General features: G+C 34.4%; 6 protein-coding genes. All 6 read right to left on the bottom strand.

Going from position 1 to position 13,919, the window contains the following annotated elements; all coding sequences use genetic code 11:
- Nucleotides 1-20: 20 nt before the first annotated feature.
- Nucleotides 21-3,116, bottom strand: a complete 3,096-nt coding sequence (locus B0A75_RS15175) for a DUF5107 domain-containing protein (protein ID WP_089055132.1) — start codon at nucleotides 3,114-3,116, stop codon at nucleotides 21-23.
- Nucleotides 3,117-3,389: 273 nt separating this feature from the next.
- The gene (locus B0A75_RS15170; protein ID WP_244284408.1) at nucleotides 3,390-6,395 is read right to left on the bottom strand and encodes a glycoside hydrolase domain-containing protein; all 3,006 of its coding nucleotides are present in this window, start codon (nucleotides 6,393-6,395) and stop codon (nucleotides 3,390-3,392) included.
- Between the two features lie 39 nt (nucleotides 6,396-6,434).
- Nucleotides 6,435-7,427, bottom strand: coding sequence for a c-type cytochrome (locus B0A75_RS15165; protein ID WP_089055131.1), 993 nt, complete (start codon nucleotides 7,425-7,427; stop codon nucleotides 6,435-6,437).
- Between the two features lie 11 nt (nucleotides 7,428-7,438).
- Nucleotides 7,439-8,851 carry an aryl-sulfate sulfotransferase gene (locus B0A75_RS15160; RefSeq protein ID WP_089055130.1) on the bottom strand — a complete coding sequence of 471 codons (1,413 nt, stop codon included), beginning with the start codon at nucleotides 8,849-8,851 and terminating at the stop codon, nucleotides 7,439-7,441.
- A 100-nt stretch (nucleotides 8,852-8,951) separates the two neighbouring features.
- A complete protein-coding gene (locus B0A75_RS15155; RefSeq protein WP_089055129.1) occupies nucleotides 8,952-10,463 on the bottom strand; it encodes a RagB/SusD family nutrient uptake outer membrane protein in 1,512 nt (503 codons plus the stop codon).
- A 38-nt stretch (nucleotides 10,464-10,501) separates the two neighbouring features.
- Nucleotides 10,502-13,600: a SusC/RagA family TonB-linked outer membrane protein gene (locus B0A75_RS15150; RefSeq protein ID WP_089055128.1), complete on the bottom strand. Its 3,099-nt coding sequence runs from the start codon at nucleotides 13,598-13,600 to the stop codon at nucleotides 10,502-10,504.
- Nucleotides 13,601-13,919 lie beyond the last annotated feature (319 nt).

The following is a 13,919-nucleotide window of genomic DNA, read 5'->3' as shown; positions in this document are numbered from 1 at the left end:
TTGTGTAAGTTATATGTTTTTTAAAGCTTTTCTATAATTCTAACTTCTCCGTCCTTTTCATCGGCTGTTAAAATATCAGATTGTTTTTTGGTGTACATTTGTAAACTCCATTGAACAATTTTGTTTTCAGGATATAATTTAGCTTGATTTCGAATCCATTCTTCCGCTTTTTTTGCTGATGAAGTTTTTTCGACGGCCCAAGCTGAAATAAGTTGATTTGCAGGTAAGAAATTCATAACCGTATTATCAATCTTTGGATTAAAAGAAATGATTTTTTGTAACGATTCTTTAGCTTTTTCTGTACTACCCAAACTTGTATAACATTGATAGTCCATCCAATTTTCTAATCTTTCATCGATATTTTCGTCGTATGGTTTTCCAACACCTAAATTTTCTGGAAACAGTTTGGCATCAGCAATTAGCTGTAGTGCTTTTTTGTATTGTTTGTTTTTCATTTCGGCTAAAGCCTGCATCAATTTAGCTTCGTGATACAATTGTCTTCCTGCAGTCGCACCTTCAAACGGAAGGATTTCTAACTTGGTTAAAAAGGTATCTGCTTCGCTGTATTTTTTATTGAGAAGTAAAGTTTTAGCATACAACATTCCCATTAAATAATTCTCTTTATGCTTTTTATAGAATGGTTCTGTTATGGCAAGTGCTTTGTCATATTGTTTCAAACTGATGTAATGCTCTGCCAGTAGTTTATTATATCTCCATCCTTGATTATCTAGTTTTAAAGCTTGTTGTAAACTTGCTGTTACGATTTCAGGATTGTCTTTCATTAAAGATGCTTTTGCAGCATAAAAAGCGGGATCAGCAGGTTTAGAACCACATTGATTAAACAACTCTTTTGCTTTTGAAAGATTATCGCGATTCCATTCAATTAAAGCCAAATGATATTTTAACTGCCATTGGTTATTTTTCTTAATAAGATCTTCAAGTATAACAGCGGTTTCATGACGAAATGGAAAACTAAGTCCGGGTTGAATTTTACTTAAATCAACGGCTTTGTTTTCTAAAAATGCTTTCCAATAAATAATTTCAGCACTTGGAGCCGCTGTCGAGAAAACCTTTAAAGCCTCGTCCTTGCGGCCCAGATGCTGGTACCAGATTCCTAATTCAAGATAAGTTTGCTCTGGCATTTCGTTTCGTATCAATGAAGTGAAATTCATTTTTGCAGCATCTGAATTTGCCCAAAGAAAATTTTCAAATCCCGCAAAATGATTTAAAGGATCAACATTGTTTATTTTATTCAAGGTTGCAACAGCTTTATTTTTATTGTTTTGTAAACGATATATAACGGCTAAAAGCTGTAATCCTTCTAGATTATTTTGATTATTCAGCAAGCTTTTTTCTGCATATTCAGTGGCTTTTGTCAGGTCATTTTCGATGAAATAAATTTGACTTAAAGCAGTATAAGCAGCACTTCGATATTCGACACTAGCGGCAGCAATATCAAATCCGTCTTTTGCATCAACATTATTTCCTAAATGCATATTGGCCAAAGCATAATAATAGTTTGCAGCAGGATCGTAAGTATTTATGGCTAAAGCTTTGGCAGCTGATTTGACTGCATCTTTGTATTGAAATTTGCGAATTTGCAATAAGGCAAGATCAGAAAGGGCAGGAGCGTAGTTTGGATCTTTTTTAAGACACTCATTCAGCATTTCCTCCGCTTTTATATAATCTTTAAAACTGATATAGTTTTTGCCTTGCAGATATAATCCGTACATTGAATTGTTATCAAAATCTTTTGGAACTTCTAAAGGACGGTTTAGATTTCCGTCTTCTGGCGCCGAATTCCAAACTAGTTTATTGCCTCCAATTGTCAATCTTAATTTGTTTTGATCAACTGCAGCTTGAATAGAATCTTTGTATACTTGTAAGGTATTAACTGAAATATCTTTAGAATAGATTTTTTTTCCATTATCAAAAACTTCCAATTTTTCATTTAATTTTTGAAGCGGAGAGAAGTAGATTTTCAGCCAGCCGTTTTCATTTTTTACGTTTACAGCGCCATAATTGTTCGCTTTTACAAAACCTTTAGTCTGTTTTACAGGAAACCAATATTCTGTCCAAGAATCAGTTTGATAGGGTGCAAAAGAGCGTTGTTTAAAAGGAGTTAAATTACTGCCTTCACTTGCTTGATTAAATAATCGGCCGCTTTGCACTTCTACATATTGGCCATCAGTATCAGTAAGCAGTTTTTCCCAAATCATTCCCTGTTGCGACAATCCCCAAATCCATATTTTTTTACCCGGTTTATCATCATAATTACCATATCTCCCCATTCCAAAATCTTCATCATGGTAATAACCGCCAAAGAAATCATTGTGTTTTCCAAAAACATGATACGATTTATAACCGCCAAAATCATTGTTTTTATAATACGATAAATCTTTGCCGTTTTTTTTATCAATTGGCCATTCGTTGTGTTCTCCATTATGACCAATGTAACTTTGCCCTGGGAAAATAAACTGTAAATTTCCTGCTGCTTTAATACCAGTATTCATCCAAGTATAATAAGGCTGTTCTGACTCGGTCGAATTAAACCAAAACGAATTGGTCGTAAAATAGGCTTTATCTTTTGGTAAATTAATATCTAATTTCCATGAAGTGCGGGTTAGTAAATCTAAAACACCTATAATACAACTTACACTGCCGTCTTCTCTAGTTATGGTGGTGTAATCTACAGGAGTTGCACAGTTTGGAGTGTGTCCGATAATACCATAATTTCCTTCAACACCTCCGCTTGTCCATGGACCGCGCATAGCAATGTCTCTAAACTTGATAACATGGTTGTTGTAAACAATATCTTTTCCAGTCGATTTTTCTATGGCAGACCACACTTTTCCGCCAATTTCAGGCAGAATTGTCAACTTAATATAATCGTTTTCAAGTTCGACAACTTTCCATTCCTTTTGCACAGCTTTATCTGTAAAACCATCAAAACGATAGTACGGATAAACTTTTGTATCTGGTTTAGGAATTGGATCTGGATCTGAAAAAGGATAGGTTGTAAACACCTTTTTATATTCCTTAATAGTTGGTTTATTTTGTGCATTGACAAACAGGCTTCCAAAAAGTAAAATCGATAAAAATGGTCTAAGTTTCATATGGAGAGCTATTTATTATGGTTAGTTGTTTTAACAGTAATGTTGTTGTGTTTTTTTGCAATAGATTGCACAGATTTAAATGATTTTTTGAATCGATAAATACTAATCTGTGCAACCTATGGCATTAATTTTATAGTAATTTGTCATTTCGACGTAAGGAGAAATCACACTAGAAACTCCGCATAGAAAATCGCTAATCTTTGTTGATATACAAGTGTGATTTCTCCTTACGTCGAAATGACAGACTGGACGTGGTATGCTTACTTTCTTAAATTATTTAACAATCAATAACCATCCTTTTCCTTTTGCTACTGGAATTTCATCTTTTGCGTTAAAAGTTTTTGCAGGTTGGAAATTGATAACTTCTGGAGCCGTAATTGTTGCTTTGGCAGGATTTATTCCAAGTTTTTTCCAATCGATGTTCAATTTCACATTTACATCGGTATCAGCCCAGCTTGCAATAGAAATTAATGCTGTTCCGTTCTTTTTGTAAACAGTTGCTAAAACTTTATCATTACTTGTTTTTACTGGACAGTTTTCGCTCCAATATCCAATCATTTCAGAACCTTTGATTCCGAAAGAATCCCATAATTTCCAAATATTTCTAGGATCAGCGTTATTGCTCCACGGAAGTCTGTTTGTCATTCCGTAAACCATTCCTCTCCACGGATTTCCTCCATCTTGCAGCATTTCACCCATTAGCCCAAAAGGAATCCCGCTTACTTCAGTTAAGAAAAAGTCAGGTTGTCCTTTTTCGTAATCAAAGTATTCTCCAAACCATAGTTTATTGATGTATGGAAAGTGCTCCATATATAAATTGGCACTATTGTTAAAACCATCGCTTTTGTTGTACTGATTTGCACTATGCAAATCGATAATTCCTGGGTGACCGTCCTTGGTTAAAACTCTTTTAATACGTTTCATTGTGATTCTGTCGAAAGCAACATCGTCCAGATAAATCCCGTCGATACCAACGTTTTGTGTTAACCAATTCATTCCTTCTACGTAGTAATTGTGCCAACGGTTCATACCGCTGTTTACAATTGCCGCATCTTTAATTTCAGGAACAAACCAAGCTGCGATATAATCATCGCCTACGTGTTCTTGAAGCCAAGAAAATCCGCCGCCTTTTCCTGGAGAGTAAATTTCATGACCTAAACTTTTTAAAGCAAAAGTTTCATAAGCTTTATTCGAAACTTCTCTTACAGTATTATAAATTTTTACTTTTAAACCTTTTTGGTGCGCTTCATCAATATAGTTTTTCATCTTTTTAAATTCGATAAAAGGATAGTTGATGTAAGGATTGATCGCATTTGCGTGGTGAATATTGATTACTGTTGCACCAGTTTGAGCAATAGAATCGATTGGGCTGTATTTGTGATAAAATTTATTATCCCATTGAAAATCTGTATTGATAGTATGAAAAGGAGTGATCAATAATGTAAAGTTATAATACAAAACATCTCCTTTTTTCATGCTGCGAGCGCCGCTGTATGCGTTTACCAAAACTGATTTTTGGTTTGGTGTAATGGTGATTCCGCCTTTGTTTTCGTTACCCCAAGAAGTTGGTAGTAATAATGGTTTTTGCAAATAGAAATTAGTGTTTAACGGACGGCTGTATTTTTCGTCTCTCAAAGAAAATTGTAATCCAGAATTTACAGCACCAATCCAAGCACCATCTTGATTTTTGTGTGCAACATCCCATTTCCAGTCAAAAGATGCAGGACGATCACCGCCTTTTTGACCAAGTCCCATCATATATTTTGCAAATGTTGGCTGCATTGGTAACTGAAAATTAATGTCGTTGAATGAAGCATCTTCTAAAGCAGTAACTTTAACAGTATAATGTAAAAATCCATCAAATTCAATCGAAGCATTTACATCCATTTGAACTGATTTTGACGTAGATGTACTTTCCCAAGCTACGGTTCCGGCTTCTTTTTTAGTGAATTTTAAACCATTATTTTTCCATTGCAATGATTCTTTTCCTGCTGCATCTACAAAATGAAATGTTATTGGAGCGCTTAAAATATCGTTTGGTTTTGTAGTGACAGTTGTCATTTCGGGCGTGAAAAAAGTTTGTATTTGAGTTGGAAAACCGTCAGTTCCCAAAACTAACTTTCTGCCTAATAAAGAGATTTCAGCATCTTTTACTACTAGTGGAGTATAAGGTGCAATTACGGTATTTTCTTGAGCTAATGTAGAGTTTAACCATTTTAAACGAGTCATTTTTTCTGGGCTGTCAATACCTCCATTTTTAGTAACTTCATTAGTTACTGTTATTTGAAGCGTGATTGCTGTAGATTTTCCGTCAGCGGTAACAGTTGCTTTTCCAGTATAATTCCCAGCGGCAGCAGTTTGCGGAACGTCAATGCCGCACCACATTGCTTGAACTTTTCCTTTTGAAACAGAAACAGTATTGGTAAAAGGAGTACCGTCATATTTAGTTCCGTCAGTGTTGATACAGCTGATGTCTTTCCCTTCTATTGTTGCTCCAGTTGTACTTACTAAATTCGTAAAAGATATTTTTACATTTTTTAAATCTGCAAGAGCGTATACTCCCAATTGAAAAGCTAAATATTCGCCTTTCTTTGCAGTATCAGAAAAATTGTTTTGTACTCCTTTTTCGATCCAGCGTTGTGGTAAATCACTTTTCATTCGAATAGAATGCAGTCTGTCTTCTGGGAAAACCAAAAAAGTACTGCCGCTGTTTTTAGCAATAATAGCAGAAGTTTCGGCAGCTGTTGCAATTACTTCCATCGGATAAAAACTATTAAAGGCGTTTATACTTTGAATTTCTGTAACAGTACAATTGTCTTTTAAACCTGTTTTTATTTTAGAAATCCATTGAGCATCCGCTTTGTTTTCTGCTTTAGCGTAAATTCCTTTTGGATAATTGGCTGTACCTTCGTCAATATAAGGCATATAATAAACATAATAAGTTCCTTTGCCAGAAATTGGTTCAAAGTAAATTGTTCCGTTTTCTCTGTTGATGTTTTCTGTTTTTACATTAAGAACTTCTTTGCCTGCAGCATCTTGAACAATAACTTTTTTAAGTTCAGGTTTTTCATCTCTTCTGCGCCACTCAATCGTAGTTTTAGCGATATTTCCTGTACCGGAAAAGTTAACAAGAACACGATGATTTCCCAGCAAATTAGGATTCCAGCTGTCATTTCCGTCTGTATATTTTACTTGTGCAGTCAATGGAATACTGAAAATGAAAAGACACATAATCAATATACTGCTTAGTATTTCGTTGTTTTTTAGGTTTAGTTTCATTGTGTTTTTATGTTCAAGTTAAAAAGTGTGCTTTATTATTTAGTAAACGGCTTTCCATCCGTTTTTTTTCCAGTAGGCGATAATAGGTTTGTATGGTCCGTATTTATGCTGTTCTTCAGAAAAATTATCGCTAAAAGGGCTGTGTGCATAATCTATAGGTTTTCCCATTTTATTAGGATAATCTAACGTTTTAGGATTTGGTCTTTCATGAATGGCATCATTATTTACGTAGGCAGCAATATCGAGTGCTTCGGCATCTGTAAGATATGGTTTTCCTAAAGTTACTTTGTCATACGGCATATTGCTTTTTAACCATTGTGCTTGTTTGATAACACGATGCATACTTGAGCCGGGCTGATAGGCATATTTTCCCCATAAAGGCGGGTAAGTATAGCCTGACTTGTCTGCATTATAAACTCCTTCACCATCATTTCCGTGACAGCGTGCACAGTTTTCAGTAAATAAAGCTTTTCCTCTTTCTGGACTTGCGGCAACATCTGGAAACTCAATTTCTAGATTTTTTGCGCCTTTAAATTGTCCGTCTTTTGGAACAAATTTGCTGATCCATTTAAAATAGGATAAAAAAGCTACCATTTCTTTTCCGTCAAGCGGAAGCGGTTTTCCTGAGTGTGGTCTCATTACACAATTGTTTACACGTTCAGCAAGTGTAAGCACTTTGTTTTCGCGTCCGCGATACTGAGGATAATTATCATGTGAGGACATTAAATTGAAGGCATGAGGTTTTGTACCAGCATCTTGATGACAGTTGGTACAATTCATTTTGTTGCCTAAATATTTTCCGTTAATACCATTTGGACCAATATAATACGCCGTTTTCAGCATCAATTCACGGCCATAACGTACAGATTCTCCAAATTCATCATCTGGAATTTTTGAAGTATCGATGCTAATATAACCTTCATCATCAGCAGTGGTTTTGGCTGCCAAAGTCTGAGAGTTGGATTTGGTGCAGGAATTGAAAACAACAATTGGTAATGCTGAAAAGAGTCCAATAAGAATTATTTTTTTCATGACTAAAATTTTTAATTTAAAAGAAAAGGTTTCATGTTTTCTTCTGGAATAAATTGTACGCGATAAGGTGGTATTTCAGACTCTAAAGCCCAAAGTAATACTCCTTTTTTGTTGGTTAAAACCGTTATATGTCTTTTGGAACAGCAGACTAATATGAGATCTTTATTGATCATATAGGCGCTTCCCATTCTATCGTTGTAAATATCTTTTGGCAGATTTACATGAAAATCAAGTTGTACTGCTTTGTTTTTTTCGTCTACTTTAAGTGCAAAAACCGAAGATTGTTTTTTGTCTACGCCATTATCAAAAAACATTAAACTTCCGTCTTGATTAATGTGTGCCGCATGCGCTTGCGAGAAATCACTATCCTTAGCCATTTTCATATTGCCGTTTCTTCCTAATTTCCAAATTACTTTTCCAGATTTAGAATCAACTTTCCAAATTTGCCCATTGTTATAAAAAGAGATTAAAAAATTACCGTCTTTATCATAGTTTAAGCTGTTGGCGTGCATCCAGTCTTTTTTAGTTTTCAATAAAGCTTTGTCTTTCATTGGATCGAGATCATCAAAAACACTCCATTTCCAAATTTGTTTTCCTTTTCGGTCTAGAATTAGGATTCCATCACCATTTATAGTGTCTCTCTTTTTTCCACCAATTGCAGATAAGTCTGTTATTTTAGCATCAACAAATAAAGTAACAATCTCATTTGCTGATTTTTTTATGATTTCATGATGGATAACTTGTTTAAGATCCCCTTGTCCTTTTTTAATATGTGTTAAAGTATCGCCTTGAAGGTTAATTTCTAGAATTTCACTGCCGTAACTTGTAGGTTCATCATTGGTTCCTAGAATAGAAAGTATAGTTTGCTCTTTTGTGAAATGTGTTACTTTAAAACCAGTATTTTCTACTGTATGATACCATCTAATATTTCCTTTGTAATCGACAATAAAAGCTGTTCCAGGCGTTTCTCTTTTAGCCATAAGCATAAAACCTTTTTTGAAGTTTTGCGGTAAAAGCTCTGGTTTTGGAGAATTTGCTTTGAATTTTTTCTGCAGCCATTCCGGCAGTTTTCGTGATTTAAAATTGTACACTTTGCTGCTGTCTTTTTCTTTTCCTTGAACTGTAATTAATTTAAAATTATAGTCAGTTTCGGGAATTATATTAAGAAGCACTAAAGAATGCGAAAGCCCTTTTTTTGAAATTGGAGAAATTATCTTGTTTTTAGTTCCATTTTTTGCAGTCCAATATTCGGCATATACCTGTACATCGTTATTCGTAGTAACATCGATTTGAATTTTCAATTCGTTGTTACTATGAGTCCCAATATTAATTTTTGTGATATAATTACCTTGTTTTTTGGAACAGCTTGCAAATGCAAGTATTACGAAAATAAAGCTCCATTTTAAAATTAGTTTTTTGATCATTATAAAGGCTTTTTTGAATGAAACAGAAAAGTGCTTTTTTGTATAAAAAAATCAAGAATAGACAGACGGTTATGCTGTCTATTCCTGATTTAAAATTTATTTATTGCCTGTCAGCATTACTCAATTTTGGATTAAGATCAACTTGACTTTGCGGGTAAGTATAATATTTGTTTTGCGGCATTTTGATTAACGCTGCTTCGCCAACTCTAAGGTGATAAGCATTTACCAGAACATCATATTTGTTCATTCTGATTAAATCAGCACGACGTTTTCCTTCATAAAAAAGTTCCCATCCTCTTTCTTGTAAAATAGCATCTCTTAAAGAAGACTGAGTATGTTCTGATAGAATTAATAGTTTTGCATGTGATCTTCCTTTTACTTGATTAATAAGATCTACAGCTTCAGCTGTTGGCCCACTGATCTCATTTAAAGCTTCAGCTCTGCTTAATAATACATCTGCATAACGTAAAATATTCACACTATGACCGTCATAATAAGTTGTAGTTTCATCATCAGCATATTTTCTAGTCGCTACATCCGGCATATAAAGTACGCCAGCAGGCGGCTGGGCACCCAAAGTTGGTGCTTGCTTGTGCAATAAACCATCTGATCCCATAAACTCTGGAAAGAAACATTTTTTTCTATCATCTTCATTACCAAATGTATTGAAGAAATCCCAGTTTACTGTATAATATTGCCATCTGTTTTGTACAACTGGATGATCTGTTGGCCCAAAATGGTTCAATAATTCTGTTCCATTTACATTTGCATCACTAAGCGAAGAAAAGATGTTTTCTGAGCACCATTTGTTGCTTTCTTTAAATAATCCTAGATAAGACGGATAAAGACTGTACTGGTTCAAGTTCATTACTTGCTGCGTAAGTGTTGCTACTTTTTGCCAATCATGACTGCGCAGGTATAACTTCGCTAATAAAGTAAGTGCGGCGCCTTTAGTAGCACGAGCTACATCATTAGTACCATAAATTGGATTATTCTGGTAATTTAAAGGCAGTACATCTGCAGCTTCATTCAATTCTTTGATAAGGAAAGCATCTATTTCTTCTACTGATGACGGAGCTATTTGTTCTAAATAACCTGGGTTTCCTAAATTAGCTTCCGTAATTAAAACTACAGGTCCCCAAGCATCTGTTAAGTCCATATACGAAGATGCTCTTAAAAATTTGGCTTCAGCAATAAATTGAGCTTTTTCGGCAGCAGTTATCCCAGACATTTTTGCGATATTAAAAATCGCATTATTTGCATTGGCAATCAATTTGTACATTGCAAGCCAATCTTCCTTAAGTAATCCGTTACTGGAATTCCAAGTTCCTAATGACAATTGTCCTGGATCTCCACCAAATTGACAATGACCTAAATCTGTAGCAATATCTGTTAAAGCAAAGTGTCTAGTTGCCCAGTACGAAAAGTTATCGCCTACAGAAGGTCCTTTTAATCTGCCATAAACGGAGTTGACTGCAGCAATAGCATCTGATTTTGTTTGATACCCATTGGTGTTGGTCAAGCTACTATATACCGTAGGTTCAAGATCCTGATTACAGGAAAATTGTACTCCAGCAGCTAGTAATAGTAATAATATTGTATGTTTTTTCATTTTAATAAATTTAAATGTTACTAAAAAAGCTTTTTAGACTAGTGAATAGTCACTTTTATGCCTAAAATAAACGTTCTAGAAGCTGGGAAAGAGTTAAAATCAATTCCTCCACCAATGTTTTGTGCTGTAGAGCTCGCTGTATGTCCATTTATTTCAGGGTCGTTTCCAGAATAATTTGTAATAGTCAATAAATTCTGTCCTATAGCATACAATCTAATATTATCTATAAATTTTACTTGTCTTAATGCACTTTCTGGAATAGAATATCCAATAGAAACATTTTTCAAACGAATGTAAGATGCATCTTCAACAAATTTTGAATTTACGTAACTGCCATAAGTGCTTTTGTAGTATCCGTCTCTTGGAATATCTGTGTTTTCATTAATTCCAGCTACCCAACGATTTAAAGCATCTGTACTTGTACTGGATTCTCCAACCATTTTTGTCATATTATAAACAGAATAATCAAAAGCTCCTTGGAAAAAGATATTCATATCAAAGTTTCCAAATCTAAAATCATTATTAAAACCTGCGATGTAATGTGGTGTAGAATTTCCTAAATATGTTCTGTCATCAGCTGTAATTAAACCATTTCCATCTAAATCTTCATATTTTGGATCTCCTGGTTTAGACAAAGGCTGCGGAGCATAAACTTCTCCAGTTTTGATTACACCGGCATATTTAAATCCGTACAATACTCCCATTTCTTTTCCTGGCTCTAATCTTGTAAATTCTCTTCCAGAAACCGTTCCACTTGGGTTAGAAGTATTAGTACTAATAATTTTTACATTATCAGCTAGAGATACAACTTCTTGTTTATTGTAAGCAACGTTCAAGGAAGTTGTCCAAAGAAATTTATCATTTCTATAGTTTGTAGTAGTGATTCCAAGTTCAATACCTTGGTTGTCAATAACTCCAGAGTTCATGGTTTGGTTTTCAAAGCCCCACCATCCGCCAACAGGCACTCTGATCAATGCATCAGTCGTTCTCTTTTTGTACACATCAATCGTTGCAGTTATTTTACTGTCTAAAAATCCCATGTCTAAACCTATATTGGTTTGCGCTGTTTCTTCCCATTTTAAATTAGGATTTGGTAAATTTTCAGGTTCATTTGCACCTACAAAACTATCAGGCGCAATTGTTGCTCCCCAAGATTTTAATGTATTCATGTACGCATAATCTCCAATACCATCATTTCCTGTAATACCGTAACTTACTCTTAATTTAAGTTCAGAAATCTTGTCTAATTTTTGCATAAAAGGTTCGTTAGAGATTTTCCATGCAATAGCACCAGAAGGGAATGTTCCGTACTTATTATTTGGTCCAAAACGTGAAGAACCGTCTCTTCTCAGTGTAAAAGAAGCTAAGTATTTATCGTTAAAGGCATAGTTTAACCTTCCAAAATAAGAAGTTAATTTTGTCTCTAATTTTTGTGTTTCTGGTTTCAAATACACTTCAGCACCTTGTAAATTGTAATAAGTTAATACGTCACTCGAAAATCCAGATCCAGAAGCTTTCATTCTTTCGTACGTATCTTTTTGATTAGAAGTACCAATCATTGCTGTTATCGCATGCTGCTCTTTGATATTAAACTTATAAGTTAAATATTGTTCCGTACTCCATCTAAAATAAGTCTTATTTTCTTCTGAACCAGTTCCTTTCAAAGCAGCTCCTGCAGTTAAAGTTCTTGGTGTATATTTTCCTTGAATGTTTTCCTGCCATTCAGCACCCGCGCCAAAATGATACGTTAGACCTTTGATGATTTCATAATCTAAAAACATATTACCATTAACCATTCTATTAATAACATGATCGGTTGGTTCTAATAAAAGGGCTAATGCATTATCCTTACCTAAGTATTTATTGTAAGTTCCATCTGCATTATAGATCGGAAGATTAGGGTAGGCAGTCTGAATTGAAAACATTGGCGATAGAATATTATCTCCAAAATCACTATTATTTCCTTCTGTCGCGGCACCATAAAAATTGGTACCCATATTTAATTTGCTATTAAATCTTTTTTCGCCTCCCATTCTCACACTGTATCTTTCAAAATCAGTATTTTCAATGGCTCCGGTTTGTTTGATATAATTTCCAGAAAGAAAAAATTTAGATGTTTGATCACTTCCGCTAAAGGTAAGAGATCTGTTTAGTACTTCACCCGGACGCGTTGCTGCATCAAACCAATTCGTATTGGCTACAGGAAGACTCGCTGGAAAAAGGGGAGGTCTTCCGTTTTCAAGTTGAATTGCATTTTGAATGTCAACAAATTGCTGTCCGGTTAGTAATGTAGGTTTATTAATGATGTTCTGAAAACCATCAGAAATCTCTGCTTCAACCTGCATTTTACCTGATTTTCCTTTTTTAGTCGTAATCAAGATTACACCATTTGCTCCTCTTGAACCATAAATAGCAGTAGAAGAAGCATCTTTTAATATCTGAATGTTTTCAATATCGTTTGGACTGATAGAACCTCCAGAACTTGTAATGAAACCATCAACTACATACAATGGACCATTTGAATTGTTAATGGAATTTCCTCCTCTAATTACAACATTTGGAGTAGTTCCAGGAGCATAACTGTTTTGCTGTACTTGTACTCCAGAGGCACGACCTTGAAGAGCTTGTCCAACATTGGCAATAGTTCCTCCTAAATTTAAATTGTCTTTTCCAACAGAGCTCACAGAACCAGTAAGGTCTTTTTTTCTGGCTTTTCCATATCCAATAACAACTTCCTCTAATTTTTGACCAGCTTCTTTCATAACAATTTTTAGAGGTGCGCTTCCTATTGTTACCTCTTGGTCTTCCATACCAATGTATGTTATAATAAGTTTGGTCGCACTATCAGGAACGGTAATCGCAAAACTACCATCAACATCAGTTTGAACACCTGTTTTGGTGCCTTTTATGGTTACGTTTACACCTGGAAGGGGAAGTCCATTTTGATCTGTTACTTTACCCTTTACCGTTTTTTCAAAAAACAACGAAGTATTGGTTTTAGAAGACACATTTACAGGAGTTGCTGCCGAAGCTTGAAATGTGAAAACTAACAACGAAAGAATCGTGAGTTTAATTTCTTTCCCGGATAAATTGTTAATCCGAAAGTCTCTAGGTTTTTTTTGGGTTAATAATTTCATACTCTTAATTGGTTTTTTGGTTAATAAAAATTGTGTTTTTTGTTTTGTAGGTTTTTTTTTCTTTTTATTTGATTTTAAATTTAGGTTTCCTCTTTTTCCGAATTATAATTGAGTCGTTTTTTGTCCATAAATACACTCTTTATTTTTGACCTAATTTTAGAGTTTTTACCCGTTTTTGGTCATTTTTATAAGAGCAAAAAATGCTTAAAAAACACTTTAATTAACTTATTTTTAAGATTATTATATAACGAAACTATCGATTATATTTTTACTAAACAAGAAAAAGCACAAAAAATGTGCTCGAACACATAAAAAAAAT

Origin of the sequence: Flavobacterium oncorhynchi (assembly GCF_002217355.1) — a bacterium.
Lineage (GTDB): Bacteria > Bacteroidota > Bacteroidia > Flavobacteriales > Flavobacteriaceae > Flavobacterium > Flavobacterium oncorhynchi.
Note: the sequence above shows the minus strand (reverse complement) of the source record. Positions and strands in the feature narration are given on the sequence as shown.